This is a genomic window from Agrobacterium sp. NPDC090273 (genome assembly GCF_044772305.1).
Classification (GTDB): domain Bacteria; phylum Pseudomonadota; class Alphaproteobacteria; order Rhizobiales; family Rhizobiaceae; genus Agrobacterium.
Genome location: NZ_JBIVYN010000007.1, coordinates 17,965 through 35,935 on the forward strand (window position 1 = coordinate 17,965; position 17,971 = coordinate 35,935).

Genomic DNA, 17,971 nt, shown 5'->3' on the forward strand with positions numbered 1-17,971 from the left:
ACGACGACAGGATATGCATTTGGACTGGTGGACGCTCAGCCCTGAAGAATGGACTGCAATCAGGCTCAGCCTGCGGGTGTCCGTGGTCGCAATGTTCGCAAGCCTGCCACTGGGAATTCTCGTGGCGCTTGCCTTGGCGCGTGGTCGCTTCTGGGGAAAATCCATCCTCAACGGCATCGTACACCTGCCACTCATTCTCCCGCCCGTAGTCACGGGCTTTCTCCTCCTCGTGCTGTTTGGCCGAAGAGGCATGATCGGCCAGTTTCTCGATACCTATTTCGGCATTGTCTTTTCATTTCGATGGACAGGTGCCGCACTCGCCTGCGCGGTCATGGGATTTCCATTGCTGGTCCGCTCCATCCGTCTTTCGCTTGAAGCGGTAGACGGCAAGCTGGAAGAAGCAGCGGCGACGCTCGGTGCCAGTCCCTTGCGTGTCTTTCTCACCGTTACATTGCCTCTGATTTTACCAGGCATCATTGCCGGCATGATCCTGGCCTTTGCCAAGGCAATGGGCGAATTTGGTGCGACAATCACCTTCGTCTCGAATATTCCAGGGGAAACCCAGACACTCTCAGCCGCCATCTACACCTTCACTCAGGTTCCCGGCGGCGATTCCGGCGCGCTTCGCCTCACCATCGTCTCCGTCATCATTTCCATGCTGGCGCTGCTCGGTTCGGAATTTCTGGCGCGGATCATCGGCAAAAAGGTGAGCATGGAATGACGCTCTCGGTTAAAGTTCGCCACCGCCTTGGTTCTTTTGCGCTGGACGCATCCTTTGAATCGCAGAGCGGCGTCACGGCTTTGTTTGGGCGTTCCGGCTCCGGAAAAACGTCGATGGTCCGAATTATCGCGGGTCTTTTACGGCCGGAGAACGGGCAAGTTTCGCTTGATGGCGAGGTTTTGGCAGACAGTGAGAAGAAGCTGTTCGTGCCCGTCCACAAACGTCGCTTCGGCTATGTTTTTCAGGAAGCACGCCTGTTTCCGCATCTCAGCGTGGCGCAGAACCTCAATTACGGGAAATGGTTCACGTCCGCCAAACTGACGACGGCTGACGACCGCCGCATCATTGAGATGCTCGGTATCGACCACCTGTTGCAGCGGCATCCGAACAAACTGTCCGGGGGCGAAAAACAACGCGTTGCGATCGGGCGCGCGCTCATGTCATCACCGCGACTGCTGTTGATGGATGAGCCGCTGGCGTCTCTCGATGAGGCGCGCAAGGCGGAGATCATTCCCTATCTGGAACGGCTGCGTGACGAGATGAACATTCCGATTGTCTATGTCAGCCATTCGATCCAGGAAGTCGCACGCCTGGCCGACAACATCGTGGTCATGAAAGACGGCAAGATCGAAACGCAGGGCAAGGCGGCCGATGTTCTTGCCCGTCCCGCTCTTAGTGTTCATCTTGAAAGGCGCGAGGCCGGCAGCATTGTTTCCGGCCGTCTGGACAGCTTCGATGCACAGCATAACCTTGCTGCCGTGCGCCTCTCGAATGTCGTCCTGCAGGTTCCAGCCAAGTCCGGAACGGCTGGAGCAGCGGTGCGTGTCCTTATCCCCGCTCGCGATGTCATGCTGGCAACAGTAAGACCGGAAGGCTTGAGTGCCCTCAACATTCTCGAGGGAACGATCGCCGATATCACGGCCTCCGGCGACGGGATGGTTACGGTTCAGGTTGACTGCGGCGGCAACCTGATCCAATCGCGCATCACCGATCTGTCGCGTGATCGTATGCAGCTTGAACCGGGCAAACCTATCCACGCGATCATAAAATCGGCGGCTCTTGATCCCTATTGATCGCATCGCCCGCTTCAAGATTGCGATTGGCCTCCAGCCAGTCTAGATCGGCGCGTAAGGCATCGTTCATACGCAGTTCCATGGCGCGATACCGCTCCAGGACTTCAACGCCAAATGGGGTCAGGGACGCGCCGCCCCCCTGCTTGCCGCCGCGCTGCGATTCGATCACAGGCTGCCGGAACATGTGGTTCAGAGCATCCACCAGCAGCCATGCCCGTCGGTAGGACATGTCCATTGCCCGCCCGGCAGCAGAAATCGATCCCGTGTCGGCAATAAGCTCCATCAGCTCGATCCTGCCATGACCGAGGCGATCGCCAGGTGGAAAATCGATCCGAAGAACCGGCTTCAACGGTAAAGATGCGTTGCTCATGGCCCTGTGCTCCGGTGAACATCGCGAAATGCCTTTTGGGCACCGGCAACCGGAAGAGCCGTCGCTTCATAAACGCCACGCGCCACGGCGCGTGCCATGGTGATTGTCGCAAGGTGGCAGAGTTCTGCGAAGTGAACACCGGCCTGAAGTGTTTTTTCACCCGTTGCGGCAGAAAACATTGTGTCGCCATCGCTTGGCAGATGAGCTGGCAAAACGGCACGGGCAAGGCCATCATGCGCCATGATCGACAAACGATGTGCCTGTGCTTTTGTCAGCGCGGCATCGGTCACCACAGCCCCAATGGTTGTTGCCGTCAGGTTCACACCCTTCAAACGAAGCGCAGTATCGTGCGTCGCGAATTGCGTAGGATACCCAAAAGCCCCAAACTCGCCGTCCGTTTCAAACGGCGCGGACCAGAAATGGTGCCCCTCCCCGACAGTTGCAGAACCAAGTGCATTGACCGCAACAATCGCCGCAATCTTGTAGCCGCCGGAACTCATGGCGCTGGCCGAACCAAGACCGCCTTTGAAGGTAGCAGTCGTTGCCCCCGTCCCGGCACCGACTGTGCCAAGATCAAACGGTCCCGTGGCAGCAGCCTTGAAGGCCGCGTAACCCATGTCGCGATAAGGAGAATTGAGGCCCCAATCCTTGTTCCCGCCGTTCAATAGATCCATCAGGATCGCCTGCGGTACGATCGGCACCCGCGTGGTGCCGACCTGCAAGCCGCGACCAATCTCGCGCAAACCGGCCTGAACGCCACCTGCCGCATCCAGCCCGAATGCTGAACCGCCGGAAAGCAGAAGAGCATCCACCGTCTCGACCGTCATAGACGGGTCCAGCAAGGCTGTGTCCCTGCCGCCGGGCGCGCCTCCCAGCACGCTGCCAGAGGCAACAGCCGGTCGATCGAACACGATGGCGGTCACACCCGAGCCAAGTTGAAGGTCGGTGACGTTCCCGACTGAAACACCATCGATATCGGTGAGAAGATTATGCATTGCGGCGTTGTTCCCTCTTTTATGCCGGTATCCCGCCACGACTGAAGAGTGTCAACGTAAAACCAGCCTTCCGGAAAAACGACGATCAGGAAAACACCGCCGTACCGATGATCGGCGTTGAGGGCACGGCCATGTCCCTTGGCTCAAGCGGCCCGGCTTGAAACGCATCACGCCCGGCAGCGATCGCACGGGCAAATGCCTGCGCCATGAGGACCGGATGAACTGCACCCGCAACCGCTGTATTGAGCAGGACCGCATCATAGCCCAGTTCCATCACCGTAACCGCGTGGGACGGGCGACCAATCCCGGCATCGACGATCAATGGTACGTCAGGAAAATGCGCCCGCATCGATTTGAGTGCGGTCACATTGAGAGGCCCCATGGCGCTTCCGATGGGCGCGCACCAGGGCATCAGTACCTTGCAGCCGGCATCCAGCAGTTTTTCCGCCACGACTAGATCGTCGGTGGTATAGGGAAAAACCTCGAAGCCCTCGTCGCAGAGGATTTTCGCGGCCTCGACCAGGGCAAAGACATCTGGCTGCAAGGTATCGTGATTGCCGATGACCTCAAGCTTGATCCAGTTTGTCGCGAACACCTCGCGCGCCATTTTCGCAGTCAAAACCGCTTCCTTGGCGGTATGGCAACCCGCCGTGTTGGGCAGGATGTGGCAACTAAGGTCACGCAGCAGTTCAAAAAACTGCCCGCCCTTCTTGCCGCCCGCCGTTTCCCGGCGCAACGAAACTGTCAGGATTTCCGTGCCACTTGCCCGGATAGCCTCTTCAAGAATGGCAGGCGATGGATAGCGGGCCGTACCAAGCAGCAGACGGGAAGAGACTTCGCGATCGTAAAACGTCAACATTCCGTCAGCCCCCCTGCATCGGCGAGAGAATTTCGATACGGTCGCGATCCTTCAACCTGCACGCGGCACGCTCGTCCGAATGGATGAGGTCGCCATTGACCGCCGTCGCCAGCCATTCGCCTTCATACTCAAGATCGGCAAGCAGTGCTGCCAATGTGTCTGCGGCGAAATCAAGCTCCTCGCCATTCACCAGAAGTTTCATGTTGTTTGTCCTTTGCAGATAGATCACTGAAGACGATACGCGCAGCTTCGCGCGCCATCGCTGGCGACAAAAGAAAGCCGTGCCGGTGCGCACCGTTGACGAGAATGGTCCTGCCGCTTTCGCTGATCTTCGGCAGGTTATCGGGAAATGCAGGGCGGATACCGGTGCCTGTTTCGAGTATCTCCGCTTCGGCGAAAGCCGGATGAATGGTGTAGGCAGCATTGAGGAATTCCATCGTCGAGCGGACCGAGATCGGTCCGGTATGCTCGGATTCAATCATCGTTGCCCCGACCATGAAGCGCCCGCCTTCACGCGGCACAATGTAAAGCGGGATACGCGGATGCAGCAGGCGGACAGGGCGGGCCAGCGAAACATCCTGTGTGGCGAGATAAAGCATTTCGCCACGAACACCGCGAAGCCGGGGAAGCCGACCAACCCCCGCATGGCCGACACAATCGACCACACGGTCGAACGTATTTTCCTCCAGCTGGCCCATGCCCAGATGGAAGGCGACACCCATGCCCTGAAGGCGCGCATGAAGAGCTTTCAGCGCAAGGCGCGGATCGAGATGGCCTTCTTCCGGAAAATACAGCCCGAAACGGAAACGCCCCGAAAGATCGGGCTCGAGAGCTGCAATCCCATCCTCATCCAGCCATCTGTAGCCACTGGTTCTGGAGGCAAAACGCGAAAGCTCGGCGCGATCGCGCGCCGGCGCAACAACAAGCGTGCCATTGCGGAAAACGAGGCCGGGGGTGGCCCGCTCCCACCAGTCCAGTGCAGACTGACCAAGCGTTAGTACAGCCTCTTCTGCACTCTCGCGTTCACACCAGGGGGCCAGCATTCCGCCTGCATACCAGGAAGCGCCGCGAAACGGTTCGGCAGCGGCATCCGCAACCTCGACCGAAGCACCCGCCAAAGCCAGTTCGAACGCCGCGGTTAAACCCGCGACGCCCGTTCCCTTGATCAGGATACGCATGCTAAGCGCCAGTCGAAGGATCGACAGGCAGATAGAGCTCCCCACCCTCCTGGAACCTGGCCGCCATTGCTTCCAGTCCTTCCTTCTGCGCCTCGGCGCGGATGTCATGCGAAATCCGCATGGAGCAGAATTTGGGACCACACATCGAGCAGAAATGCGCGACCTTGTGCGCCTCCTTCGGCAGCGTTTCATCATGGAAGGAACGCGCCGTGTCGGGATCGAGCGAAAGATTGAACTGATCTTCCCAACGGAACTCGAAACGGGCGCGCGACAACGCATCGTCACGCACCTGCGCAGCCGGGTGTCCCTTGGCGAGATCGGCTGCGTGGGCGGCAATCTTGTAGGTAATGACACCCACCTTGACGTCATTGCGATCAGGCAGACCGAGATGTTCTTTCGGTGTCACATAACAAAGCATTGCCGTGCCGAACCAGCCGATCATCGCAGCGCCGATACCAGACGTAATGTGGTCATAACCCGGAGCAATATCCGTCGTCAGCGGCCCGAGCGTGTAGAACGGTGCCTCGCCGCAGACTTCAAGCTGCTTGTCCATGTTCTCCTTGATCTTGTGCATTGGCACATGACCAGGGCCTTCGATCATCACCTGGCAATCCTTGGCCCAGGCGATTTTGGTCAACTCACCCAGCGTTTCCAGTTCGGCAAATTGCGCCGCATCATTGGCATCGGCAATTGACCCCGGACGCAGACCGTCGCCGAGTGAGAAAGAAACATCGTAGGCGCGGCAGATGTCGCCGATTTCCTCGAAGTGTTCGTAGAGGAAACTCTCCTTGTGATGATGCAGACACCACTTGGCCATGATCGAACCGCCACGCGACACGATACCGGTAACGCGGTTGACGGTGAGCGGAATGTAATGCAGCCGGACGCCGGCATGGATTGTGAAGTAGTCTACGCCCTGCTCCGCCTGCTCGATCAGCGTATCGCGGAAGACCTCCCAGGTCAGGTCTTCGGCAATGCCATTCACCTTTTCCAGCGCCTGATAGAGCGGCACAGTGCCAATCGGCACCGGCGAATTGCGGATGATCCACTCTCGGATATTGTGAATGTTGCGACCCGTTGAAAGATCCATAACGGTGTCGGCGCCCCAACGGATCGCCCAGACCATTTTTTCGACCTCTTCCGCCATCGAGGACGTAACGGCCGAATTGCCGATATTGGCGTTGATCTTCACCAGGAAATTGCGGCCGATGATCATCGGCTCCAGTTCGGGATGATTGATGTTGGCGGGGATGATCGCCCGGCCCGCAGCCACCTCCTGACGAACGAATTCCGCACTGACGTGATCAGGAACATGCGCGCCGAAACTCTCGCCGTCACGCACAAGCTTTTCCCTGGCCGCCTCACGCCCAAGGTTTTCCCGGATGGCGATGAACTCCATTTCCGGCGTGATGATACCGGCCCGAGCATAGGCAAGCTGGGTGACGGCCTTGCCGTCTTTGGCCCTGAGCGGTTGATAGCGTAACGGAAATTCAGGCGTCAGGCGGGTGCCAGTCGCAAAACCGTTGTCCTCCGGTTTGACGTGACGTCCGTCGTAAGCCTCGACATCACCTCCGGCCAGCGTCCAGTCGCGACGCTGGCGTGGAAGGCCACGCTCAATGGCGGCGATGTGGGAAGGGTCGGTGTAGAGGCCGGAGGAATCATAGACTGTTACTGGCGGTTCGCCCGCTGTCGGATGGACCGCAATCTCGCGCATAGGCACGCGAATTTCCGGATGCAGGACGCCTTGCCTGTAGACTTTCGTGGAGGCAGGCAGCGGCCCGGTGGTGACGACGGGCGGGGTAGTCTTGGCAACGATATTCATCTTGAGGCTCCAAAGTTTGACAGTGGAGACCCAGTTCGAGCCGGAATGATGGAAAATACCGCAAGGTGCTGCATGAACGTCAAGCGTCAGCAAACCCTTTGGTCTTTGCACCGTCCCTACGCCAGTATGAACTGGATCAGGTTCAACGGGTCACTGCGCATAACAGCAGAATCTCAGCCCCTTGCGGGACACCCCTGGTGAATGACCGAAAGAAAATGCACATCCCCGCTTTTGTCAAGGAGCGATATCGACACTTGGCAGCATCGACTGTTTGTCGCATGCTGCTGTTAGTTGCAGTTAACCTAACGGTTTAGTTGAATGTTATCGTTTGGAATGTAACCATAACATTCAAAGCGTCTAATATGACTTCATGGGAGACACGTCCAAATGAACGCGACTATTCGTGAAATACTGGCAAAGTTCGGCCAGCTTCCCACCCCTGTCGAAACGATCGCCGATGAGGCTGATCTTTACGCGGCGGGGCTTTCGTCTTTTGCGTCAGTACAACTGATGCTCGGCATCGAAGAGGCATTCGATATCGAGTTCCCCGACAATCTTCTCAACCGCAAATCCTTTGCGAGCATCAAGGCGATCGAAGAAACGGTCAAGCTCATCCTCGACGGAAAAGAGGCCGCCTGATGAACGTCACCGTGGCGCCGATAGATGAAGCTCTGTCCGCGCGTGCGGGCAAAGTCGCGGCGATTGCCGCAAAACATGCCGATGATGTCGATGCTGCCGGCCGGTTTCCCCATGAGGCCGTAGCAGCACTGCGGCACGAACGGCTGCTGGGAATTCAAATTCCTGAAAACCTTGGCGGCGAAGCTGCCTCCCTGCAGGCGATCGCTGATATCTGCGTCCGCCTGGGACAGGCATGCTCGGCAACGGCGATGATTTTCGCCATGCATCATATCAAACTGTCGAGCCTCGTTGAGCACGGCGAACAAAGCGACTGGCACGCGGCTTTCATGCGCCGTGTTGCGGGCGAACAACTCCTGCTCGGATCGGCGACGACGGAAGGCGGCATCGGCGGTAATCTCCGCAACTCCATCTGCGCAATCGATATCCAGGACGATATCTGCCAGCTGGAAAAGGACGCCACCGTCATTTCCTACGGTAGCGACGCCGACGCCATTTTGATCACCTCGCGCTCGCATTCTGACGCCGCACCCACCGATCAGGTGATGACGGTTTTCCTGAAAGACCAGTATACGCTCGAGAAGACCCACGTATGGGACACGCTCGGCATGCGCGGCACCTGCTCCGACGGCTTCCTGTTTCGCGGCAAGGCGCCGGCCACCCAGATTTTTCCGAAACCATTTGCCGAGATCGCTGCACAATCGATGCTTGCAACATCGCATCTGCTGTGGAGCGCGGTCTGGTACGGTATCGCTTCTGACGCTGTCTTGAGAGCGCAATCTTTCGTACGCGCTGCGGCACGCAAATCGCCAGGCACCGCACCACCAGGCGCCATCCGTCTTGCCGAAGTCTCGACCAAGCTGCAGGTGGTGAAATCCAACATCATCGCTGGCATCAAGGCCTACAATGATACCAAGAGCGATCCGGAAAAGCTCATGTCCATGGCCTTCGCCGTGGCCATGAACAATGTGAAGATCTGCTCTTCGGAATCCATTCTCGAAATCATCGACCACGCCATGCTGATCTGCGGCATCATGGGCTACAAGAACGGTACGCCCTACAGCCTCGGCCGGCATCTGCGCGATGCGCATTCCGCGCGCCTGATGATTTCCAATGACCGCATACTCGGCAATTCCGCCAACCTCCTGCTCGTTCACAAGCAGGACACCAGCCTCTTGGGATAAGACCATGGACATGCAGACATCGTTTGTTGATCGACTGTTTGAAGAGGGCCTGCTGATCGAGACGGGCGTGGATGGTCTTTATGGCCGCAGCGGTCAGTTCGAAGACGTCATCGCCGCGTTCGAGCGCCTGATTGACCGGACCGGTGGTCCGGATGGTGCAGAAGCGATCCGCTTCCCGCCGGGCATCAACCGCGCCTATTTCGAAAAAAGCGGCTACATGAAGAGCTTTCCGCAGCTTGCAGGCACGGTTCACTCCTTCTGCGGCTGCGAACTGGACCATGTCAGCCTGCTGAAGACGATGGATGAGGGTGGCGACTGGACGAAAGACCAGAAGGCTACCGATATCGTTCTGACACCGGCCGCGTGCTACCCGCTTTACCCGACGATTGCCAAGCGCGGCAACCTGCCGTCCGGCGGTGGGCTCTACGATATCCAGTCCTATTGCTTCCGCCATGAGCCGTCCAAGGACCCGGCCCGCCAGCAGCTTTTCCGCATGCGCGAATATGTTCGCATGGGCACCGAAACGGATGTCACGGAGTTCCGTCAGATCTGGATGGATCGTGGTGTCGCGATGATGGCTGCCGTTGGCCTCGACGTAACGATTGACGTGGCAAACGATCCGTTCTTCGGCCGCGCTGGCAAGATGCTTGCCAACAATCAGCGCGACCAGAACCTGAAGTTTGAGCTGCTGATCCCGGTGACATCCACCACCAATCCGACGGCCTGCATGAGCTTCAACTACCATCAGGACGCCTTCGGCCAGAAATGGGGTCTGAACATCGACAGCGGCGACGTTGCGCATACGGCGTGTGTTGGCTTCGGCCTCGAGCGCATTGCGCTTGCATTGTTTGCACATCACGGTCTCGACGTGAAAAAATGGCCTGAAAAGGTCGTGAAGACGCTCTGGGGCTGACCCGCGATGAAGCAGATATTTCCTGGCCTCGATCCTCAGAACTACACGCAGCATCCCCTGCATTCCTCAGAGAGAATGTGGCCGGAAACCAATTGCTACGTCGATTTGTGGATCGAAGTGCTGGCGTCCCGAGGCCTGCCTCCGGAAGCCATGCTTGGCTTCACGCTGGCTCAGGATTTCGAAGGCGACCAGTTCACCTTTTTCAAGGTGCCGCTGGAAGACCTCGAAACACTATACGACATCCGCGCCACAGAACTGGCGATCTTCGATCAGGTGGAAAACCACGTAGAGGCACAGCTTCAGCGCGGCCGCATCTGCCTCATCGAAATGGACAGTTTCTACATGCCTGATACCCATGGTGTGGGCTATCAAAAAGAGCATGGCAAAACGACTATCGCCATCAATCGGCTCGACAGAGACAAGCGCGAGCTGGACTATTTCCACAATGCCGGTTTTTTCCATCTGGCAGGTGACGACTTCGACGGTCTGTTCCAGCACCATCTGCAGGAAACCGACCCGCCTTTCCTGCCCTATACGGAATTCGCGAAATTTCCCGAGAGCAACAATTCTGAAACGCACATCCGCAAGACGGCTGCGCGCCTGCTCAAACTGCATTTTTCCAGGCGTCCATCCGCCAATCCGGTCGGGGCGTTCTCGGCCGTATTTCCGGCTCAGGTGGAAAAAGTGGCCGACAGGCCCTTCGGCTTTTTTCACAAATATGCGTTCAACACGTTACGACAGCTCGGCGCCAATTTCGAACTGGCGGCAAGCCACCTCGAATGGCTGGATAGGGATGGCTTCCAAGAGGCATCGCAACACGCTTTGCGCATATCGGAGGTCGCCAAGACCGTTCAGTTCCAGCTGGCGCGGGCTGTCACGCGCCGCAAATTCGATGCGCTTGCAACTGTTCTCGATCCCGCCGCAGATGCATGGGATGCTTTGATGCAGGCCCTCGACAAGAAACTGTCCGATGCCAGCGAGGCCGCGTGAGAGTGAGCCTTCCGGGAGAGACGGCGACCCTGTTGAGTGAAGGCTGGACGCTGACGCTGACATCAGCGGATGCCTATGATCTCCCGTCGGACATTCCGGCACACCTTGAAAGCCTGCCAGCCGACGTTCCAGGTACAGTCGCGCAGGCACTGGAGGTCTCAGGCGAGTTCGATCGCTTTTCCCCAGAAGCCCTGAACGACAAAGACGCATGGTATCGCCTGACCCTGATTTCGGAGGTTAAGGGACGCGCGATATTGCGTTTCGATGGCCTGGCGACCGTCACCGAGGTCTTTTTCAACGGCACATTGGTCGCCGCATCCCAGAGCATGTTCGAGGTTCTGGAGATCCCGGTTGAATTGACTGGGGCGGACGAGCTGGCGATGTGTTTCCGGGCCTTGTCCCCGAGGCTTGAGAAGACCGGCCCCCGCGCCAGATGGCGCCCCCAGATGATGAATTCACAGGGTTTGCGGCTGATCCGCACAACGGCACTCGGTTACATGCCGGGCTGGTGCCCTGAAATTCATGCAGCCGGCCCCTGGCGTCCTGTCAGCCTCACAAGGCAACCGCAAATCCATTACTCCATTCGTTCTTCTCTGGACGAAGCAGGAACCGGAACGCTCAGCGTCGCTCTGGAAACGGATAGCGACGTATCGTTGGCGCGTTTGATATGCGGCGGGCACGCAGTCGACCTGAATACAGATGCAATTGGCAGGCTTTCCGGCGAGTTGGCGATACCAGAGGTCACATCATGGTGGCCACACACACATGGCGAACCGACCCTCCACGAGATCGCTTTGGAGCTGGATGGCAAGCGCATCAGTCTTGCAACGACAGGCTTTCGACGGATTGACATCGACCACGGCAAAGATGGCAATGGTTTCGGACTGCGGATCAACGGAGAACCTGTGTTCTGCCGCGGTGCCGTCTGGACGACAGCCGATATCGTCCGGCTGCCCGGCGGGCGCGCGGATTACGAACCATGGCTCAAACGGGCTCTGGACGCCGGTATGAACATGATCCGCATTGGCGGTACCATGACCTATGAGACCGCGGAGTTTTTTAAACTCTGCGACGAACTCGGCATCATGGTCTGGCAGGATGCCATGCTTGCGAACTTCGACTATCCGGCCAAGGATGAGGCGTTTCGCGAGCACGTAACGACCGAGATATCGCAGCTTCTTGACGCCACCGCATTGTCGCCTTCGCTCACCGTCTTTTGCGGTGGCAGCGAGATGTATCAGCAGGGAGCGATGCTGGGCCTTCCCGAGCAAATCTGGAAAGGTCCATTGACGGAAGTGGTCCTTCCCGACCTTTTGAAAACAAAGCGCCCTGACATCGCTTACGTGGCGAATTCGCCGTCGGGCGGCGCATTGCCATTTTTTCCCAATTCTGGCGTCGGCCATTATTACGGCGTCGGAGCCTATGGCCGTCCTCTCGACGATGCGCGCCGTGCTGACGTTCGTTTTGCCGCCGAGTGCCTGGCCTTTGCCAATATTCCCGAGCAGGAAACGCTGGACCGCCATCTTGCCGTCCAGCCTTTGCATGATCCGCGATGGAAAGCCCGAACGCCGCGTGACCGGGGTGCCTCCTGGGACTTCGAGGATGTACGCGATCACTACCTGAAACTCCTTTACGACGTCGAACCGGATGTCTTGCGCCGCGAAGACAGCGCCCGCTACATGGACATGTCGCGCGCTGCAATTGCCGAAGTCATGGAAGCAACCTTTGCGGAGTGGCGTCGTCCGGCATCCCCTTGCCAAGGCGCCATGGTCTGGACTTTCCAGGATATCCTGCCCGGCGCAGGCTGGGGATTGATCGATGCCACGGGCCGACCAAAATCCGTTTGGTACGGGTTGAAACGTGCCTTCCGTCGGCTGCAGGTGACGCTGTCAGATGAAGGCACAAATGGCCTGGACGTCAATATCGTCAACGAAACCGCCCAAACAACTCAAGTCATGCTGGAATTGACTTGCCTGCGGGACGGCACGCAACCGGTCGTGCATGCCAAGCGGGCCTTCGATCTTGCGCCACGCCAGAGTCTCGTTGTCCCGGCAACAGACCTGTTCGGAGCGTTTTTCGACACAACCTATGCTTATCGCTTCGGCCCTCCTTCCCATGATGTGACGCTCGCGCGGCTACGCGACACGACAAGCGGACATGTGGTGACAGATGCGTTTCATTTTCCACTTGGACGGAAAAGAGCACTGCACCCAGCATCAATACAGATCACCAAAAACAATATTGGTGGAATCTGGTGGCTTGAGATCGAAACCGATCGTCTGGCGCAGTCGGTCCATATTGCTGCGGAAGGCTATAGCCCCTCCGACAACTGGTTCCATCTGGCTCCGGGTGAAGCAAAGCAGGTCGAACTTCGTGCCAACGTCGATACCGATGCTGCCGAACCAACTGGCGAAATCATGTCGCTCGGCTCAAGCCGCCGCTTTTCCTTCTAGAGCATTCCCTGCAGAAGCAACCGATCAGGGTTGAGATGCAAGACGCGTCACGGTCTCGAGGTAGACCGCGCGGGCTTGAGGTGTGGAAAGATTATGGTCGGCATCGGGAATGATCGTCACGGACGCATTCGCATAGGCACCCAGCCCCCGGCCATCGGAATCGAAGTAATAACGGAAGTGTTCGAGCCCATCGTCATTGTCGCTATAGAGCAACGTGACGATCGTGCCCTTTGCTCGCAATGTTTCGAAAGCCCGATAAACCGCCCGACCCTCCTCACTGTTGGCTCGAAAAAGGCGTGCGGTTTTTGTCGAAAGCTTTTTCGCCGTCGCTTTGATGATGTTCAGCACAGCACTTCCAACGTCGACATCGCCGCTGAACAGGCGCTTGAACGTCGCCCCTTGCAAAAAGCGCTGGCGATATTCGCCGAAAGAGCGCGGACGTTTGTGCAGCGCCTCATCGACAGAGCGGCCTTTCAGCCAATGGAAAACAACCGGATTGACCGCAACGACAGCGCGGATGCGATCATCGGCAAGGGCACCGTTAAAGGCCAGATAGGCACCGCTGCAGCGCCCGGCGGCGACGATCGGACCAGCGATCTGCGCCGACAGAAAATCGAGAGCTGCGACGACATCGTCGTTCTGTCTGACGTCGTAAAGCACCTGTTCTGGAACGCCCTCAACCGGCGGACTGTCGGCGATGTTCGCGGCATCAAACCGCAAGGAAGCAACGCCATTTCTCGCGAGTTCGCGTGCCATCGTTACCGAAAGTCTGCCCCACCCCGCATGTCTGTCATAGGCAGCCCCCAGAAAAAGGACCGCAGACGATGCGCGCGCGTCAGCGGGTTTGCAGAAGACACCGAACAGACGTCCGTTCTCACCAAACTGGACGGGTTTTTCGATAAATCCATGTCCTCTTTGACCCGCGTTGGCGAGCTGTTCCCCGGCATATCCGACACCGTCACTCGCTTGCGCCTGCGACAGTGTCCAGTCCACGATACGGCTGACGACACTGTCCGGGATCTTTGACAAGGTCGGACTGGAAACCAGATCGTCATAGCCTGTGAATTCGTCTTCTTGCACGTCGCCAGCAAGCGTTTGCAAATGGCGTGCGAAATCGGCATCCGTCACGCGCCCTGGACGCGTCAGAACGAGCAGCCGCCCGGCAGGAACAACAGTCGGGCTGGAAAGATTGGTCTTCTTGACCCTCTCTGCAACGACGGCAGGCATCTCCATGCTGGCGATGGAACCGGGTGTCGCCAACCGCTGCTCGGGACGAAGGCCCAGACCGTCATCGATCATCGACGACCACATCGCAGTTTCACGCAGATAGGCACGCCCTGAAACGACAGGAGCAAGCAGAGCCATTCCGCTTACGCTCGTCTCATCCGCAAAAGCCTGCATGGCAATCAGGCAGCCGAGGCCCTGCGCAACAATGACAATGCTTGAGACACCCGAAATCTGGCGGAGACAATTGAGAGCAGATCTGGCGTTGGCGGACCAATCGGCGTCCTTGCCCACATCTTGAGGATCGAGCGCATCACCCGCGCCATGGTAGTCGAACCGCAGGCTCGCAATGCCGACAGCACCAAGCCGCTCGGCAATGACCCGCTGGAATTTGCGGCTGCAGAGTTCTTCCATACCCCAGGGGCTGACGAAGAGAACCGCAGTATTTTTTTGGGTATCACCCAAGGCTGGATGAAAAATGCCGACACAACCATCAAAAGAAACTGGCTGCGCTTTCATACCGCCTGTTCGCTCTGAAATATTTATCGTCATTGGGCCTGCCACTTTTTGCGCCGATGCCTGGCTCAACCATACACGTTTACAGATACATCAAAGGTCTTAACACCAGTTCTACGACAACGACATCCTCGAAGGCACAAGCGTCGCTATTTTGCTCGAAACCCCCTCGAGATGCTGATAAATAGCAACTTGCATACTATCTGTAGGAGGGACCTTCGTTGTCTGGCAAACCAGTGCCGGAGCGTTGCGGGAACTAAACGACGGGTTTCACCCGAAAAATCATAGAAGTCTTTTATGGAACAAAGCCTTACGCGTTACATCTGGACGCATACAAAGCGGCATCAGCTCTTCATTCTGATGATCGTCGCTCTTTCGATGATTCCTTATTTCCTTGCCTTTGACCTTCCCAAGCAGATCGTCAACGGCCCGATTCAGGGTGACGGCTTCGAAGGCGCGAACGCGACTCAGCCGTTCATGAACATCACCGTCGACTTGCCCTATTGGGGTACGATCACGCTGTTCGACGGGCTTGAGCTCGACCGCATGTCAATGCTGATGGCCTTGAGCCTGACGTTTCTCGCGCTGGTCATCGTCAACGGTCTCTTCAAATATTACATCAACACCTACAAGGGTCGGCTCGGCGAACGCCTGCTGCGTCGTATCCGCTACGAGCTGATCGACAAGATTCTTCGCTTCCCACCCAGCCATTTCAAACGCGTCAAAGGCGCTGAAATCTCGAGCATGGTGAAGGATGAGGTTGAGCCTTTGGGCGGCTTTACCGGCGATGCCTTCGTCCAGCCAGCCCTGCTGGGCGGACAGGCTCTGTCTGCGCTTTTCTTCATTCTTGTACAGAATTTCTGGCTGGGCCTGATTGCCGCTTTCATGGCCGCCATTCAGGTCGGCATTATCCCCAAGATGCGGCGCCGGCTTATCGAACTGGGGCGCCAGCGTCAGCTCAGCGCTCGTCAACTGGCCGGCCGTATCGGCGAAATGGTCGACGGTATTGGCACCATCCATGCCTATGACACGTCGAACTACGAGAGAGCCGACGCATCCCACCGGCTCGGCGATATCTTCAAAATCCGCTACGATCTCTACCAGTGGAAGTTCCTGGTCAAGTTCATCAACAACTTCCTGGCACAGCTCACGCCGTTCTTCTTTTACGCCTTGGGCGGATACCTGACGCTGAAAGGCAGTCTGGACGTCGGCCAGCTCGTGGCCGTGATCAATGCCTACAAGGAATTGCCGGGACCATTGAAGGAACTGATCGACTGGGACCAGTCGCGTCAGGACGTTCAGGTCAAATACGAACAGGTGTTCGAGCAGTTCAACGCGCCCAACATGATCGATGAAAAGGTGCAGAAACTTTCTGCCGTATCGACCACGGCACTCACCGCCCCGATCGTCATCACCAACCTGACGCTGGAAGATGACAGCGGCAGCAGACTGCTTGAGCAGGCCTCGTTGAAAATCGAACCGGGAGAAGTGATCGCGATCGTCGGCGGCTCCGGCGGGGAGGCACTTGCGGACGCCGTTGGACGTACTCTGTGGCCAGCGAGCGGCAAGATCACCATTGATGATGTCGACATCCTGGAGTTGCCGGAAGCCGTCACCGGCCGCCGGATTTCCTATGTCTCGTCGGACAGCTATTTCTTCCACGCCAGCCTCGCGGACAACCTGCTCTATGGCCTGAAGCATTCGTTGATCGCCGACAAGGTGTATCAGGGTGCGGAACTGGAACACCGAAAGTGGGAAATCCGCGAAGCCAAGATGGCTGGCAATCCGTCGGTCGATATCAACGGGAACTGGATCGACTACGCGTCCAGTCCCGCCGGTGACGACAAGCCGGAAAATCTCTCAAAGGCCGTGCTGGCGGTTCTCGATGCGGTGGATCTGTCGCAGGATGTCCTGGAGTTCGCTTTGCGCTCGTCCATCGACCCGCTGCATGACCTGAATCTGGCGGCACGTATCGTGGAACTTCGCCACATCCTGCGCTCCGAACTTGAAAAGGAAAATCTGAGCGGTCTTATCGCGCCTTTCGAGCTCAATAGTTACAACAACGAAGCAACTGTGGGCGAGAACCTGCTGTTCGGTACAATGCGGGATTCGTCGCAGACGATCCGGACAGTCATTGAGAGCGATTACTTCCGGACGCTGATGCGTGAAACCGGCCTTGTCGAGACATTGTTCGACATGGGTCACACAATTGCTGAAAACATTGTCGAAATCTTCTCCGACCTGCCGGGCGACCACCCGTTCTTCCAGCAGCTCACCTTTATGACGCCGGATGATCTGCCAATCTACCAGCAGATGTTGCAGCGCCTTCAGGGCAAACATTTCGCCGACGCCAATGAAAGTGAAAAGCGTGCAATGTTGCGCTTGAGCTTCTTCTATGTCGAACCGAGACAACGTTTCGGTCTGTTGACGCAGGAGATCATGGACCGGATCATCGAGGTCAGGCACATGTTCCATGCCAACCTGCCCGATGAACTTAAAAACATCATCGAGATCTACGATCCATCCAAATACATGAGCGCCACCAGCCTCATGGACAATATTCTGCTCGGCAAGATCAGTTACCGATATTCGGATGCATCGAGGCGCATCACCAAGATCGTCGCCGATGTCATGCGCAAACGTGGCGTCTACGAACGCGTTCTGGCCGTTGGTCTGGATTTCAACCTTGGTTCCGGTGGCAAAAGACTTGGGCCCCTGCAACGCCAGAAGCTTAATCTTGCTCGGGCGCTGATGCGCAAATCAGACTACTACATCTTCAATCGCCCGCTTCCAGGTCTCGATCATCGACTGCAGGAGGAAATTGTTGAGAGAGTCATCACATTCCTGAAACAGAACAACAATAACCCGTCCATCGTCTGGGTTCTGTCTAACGCTACACTCTCACGAATGTTCGATCGCGTTATCGTTGTACACCAGGGTTCTATAACTGCTGATGGAAGTTACGAGACTCTTGCGCAAGAAAACGGTACATTCAAGGAAATGGTCGCAACATAAAGTTAAGAGACGTGACCGAGGT

At 57.3% G+C, this 17,971-nt stretch carries 15 protein-coding genes and 1 riboswitch; of the genes, 8 read left to right on the forward strand and 7 right to left on the reverse strand.

Translation table 11 applies throughout. The features are described from left to right. The first annotated feature begins 13 nt into the window (after positions 1-13). Together modB and modC are read left to right on the forward strand one after the other, a co-directional pair. The gene (modB, locus tag ACIQT8_RS18480; protein ID WP_400968142.1) at positions 14-721 is read left to right on the forward strand and encodes a molybdate ABC transporter permease subunit; all 708 of its coding nucleotides are present in this window, start codon (positions 14-16) and stop codon (positions 719-721) included. Then, positions 718-1,794 (forward strand): molybdenum ABC transporter ATP-binding protein, encoded by a 1,077-nt coding sequence (gene modC / locus ACIQT8_RS18485; RefSeq protein WP_400968145.1) that lies wholly within the window; start codon positions 718-720, stop codon positions 1,792-1,794. Before modB ends, modC begins: the two co-directional genes overlap by 4 nt. On the opposite strand, the gene ACIQT8_RS18490 is transcribed toward modC, so the two are convergent. The 6 genes from ACIQT8_RS18490 to thiC all read right to left on the reverse strand — a co-directional run bounded on the left by ACIQT8_RS18490 (position 1,763) and on the right by thiC (position 7,018). After that, the gene (locus ACIQT8_RS18490) at positions 1,763-2,164 is read right to left on the reverse strand and encodes a winged helix-turn-helix domain-containing protein (protein ID WP_400968148.1); all 402 of its coding nucleotides are present in this window, start codon (positions 2,162-2,164) and stop codon (positions 1,763-1,765) included. The genes modC and ACIQT8_RS18490 overlap by 32 nt on opposite strands. Continuing rightward, positions 2,161-3,159, reverse strand: coding sequence for a P1 family peptidase (locus ACIQT8_RS18495; protein ID WP_400968151.1), 999 nt, complete (start codon positions 3,157-3,159; stop codon positions 2,161-2,163). The genes ACIQT8_RS18490 and ACIQT8_RS18495 overlap by 4 nt, the downstream gene beginning before the upstream one ends. An 85-nt stretch (positions 3,160-3,244) precedes the next feature. After that, positions 3,245-4,018 (reverse strand): thiazole synthase, encoded by a 774-nt coding sequence (locus ACIQT8_RS18500; RefSeq protein WP_400968154.1) that lies wholly within the window; start codon positions 4,016-4,018, stop codon positions 3,245-3,247. 4 nt (positions 4,019-4,022) lie between these two features. Beyond that, positions 4,023-4,220, reverse strand: a complete 198-nt coding sequence (gene thiS / locus ACIQT8_RS18505) for a sulfur carrier protein ThiS (protein ID WP_138795365.1) — start codon at positions 4,218-4,220, stop codon at positions 4,023-4,025. Further along, the gene (thiO, locus tag ACIQT8_RS18510) at positions 4,189-5,196 is read right to left on the reverse strand and encodes a glycine oxidase ThiO (RefSeq protein ID WP_400968157.1); all 1,008 of its coding nucleotides are present in this window, start codon (positions 5,194-5,196) and stop codon (positions 4,189-4,191) included. The genes thiS and thiO overlap by 32 nt, the downstream gene beginning before the upstream one ends. Before the next feature lies 1 nt (position 5,197). Next, the gene (gene thiC, locus ACIQT8_RS18515; RefSeq protein WP_400968720.1) at positions 5,198-7,018 is read right to left on the reverse strand and encodes a phosphomethylpyrimidine synthase ThiC; all 1,821 of its coding nucleotides are present in this window, start codon (positions 7,016-7,018) and stop codon (positions 5,198-5,200) included. Between the two features lie 95 nt (positions 7,019-7,113). Further along, positions 7,114-7,224: riboswitch (TPP riboswitch) on the reverse strand. A 181-nt stretch (positions 7,225-7,405) separates the two neighbouring features. On the opposite strand from thiC, the gene ACIQT8_RS18520 reads away from it, so the two are divergent. Genes ACIQT8_RS18520 through ACIQT8_RS18540 form a run of 5 tightly spaced genes read left to right on the forward strand, consistent with a single transcriptional unit; the run spans position 7,406 to position 13,194 of the window. Beyond that, on the forward strand, positions 7,406-7,657 hold the full coding sequence (locus tag ACIQT8_RS18520; protein ID WP_138795362.1) for an acyl carrier protein: 252 nt from the start codon (positions 7,406-7,408) through the stop codon (positions 7,655-7,657). After that, a complete protein-coding gene (locus ACIQT8_RS18525; RefSeq protein WP_400968161.1) occupies positions 7,657-8,838 on the forward strand; it encodes an acyl-CoA dehydrogenase family protein in 1,182 nt (393 codons plus the stop codon). Before ACIQT8_RS18520 ends, ACIQT8_RS18525 begins: the two co-directional genes overlap by 1 nt. A 4-nt stretch (positions 8,839-8,842) precedes the next feature. Then, positions 8,843-9,751 (forward strand): amino acid--[acyl-carrier-protein] ligase, encoded by a 909-nt coding sequence (locus ACIQT8_RS18530; protein ID WP_400968164.1) that lies wholly within the window; start codon positions 8,843-8,845, stop codon positions 9,749-9,751. A gap of 6 nt (positions 9,752-9,757) precedes the next feature. Further along, a complete protein-coding gene (locus ACIQT8_RS18535; protein WP_400968167.1) occupies positions 9,758-10,741 on the forward strand; it encodes a DUF1839 family protein in 984 nt (327 codons plus the stop codon). Continuing rightward, positions 10,738-13,194, forward strand: a complete 2,457-nt coding sequence (locus tag ACIQT8_RS18540; protein WP_400968170.1) for a glycosyl hydrolase 2 galactose-binding domain-containing protein — start codon at positions 10,738-10,740, stop codon at positions 13,192-13,194. Before ACIQT8_RS18535 ends, ACIQT8_RS18540 begins: the two co-directional genes overlap by 4 nt. 24 nt (positions 13,195-13,218) lie before the next feature. On the opposite strand, the gene ACIQT8_RS18545 is transcribed toward ACIQT8_RS18540, so the two are convergent. Continuing rightward, positions 13,219-14,970, reverse strand: a complete 1,752-nt coding sequence (locus ACIQT8_RS18545) for a serine aminopeptidase domain-containing protein (RefSeq protein ID WP_400968173.1) — start codon at positions 14,968-14,970, stop codon at positions 13,219-13,221. Positions 14,971-15,231: 261 nt separating this feature from the next. Here ACIQT8_RS18545 and ACIQT8_RS18550 point away from each other — a divergent pair, with 261 nt between their 5' ends. Beyond that, the gene (locus ACIQT8_RS18550) at positions 15,232-17,949 is read left to right on the forward strand and encodes an ABC transporter transmembrane domain-containing protein (RefSeq protein WP_400968176.1); all 2,718 of its coding nucleotides are present in this window, start codon (positions 15,232-15,234) and stop codon (positions 17,947-17,949) included. The last annotated feature ends 22 nt before the right edge of the window (positions 17,950-17,971 follow it).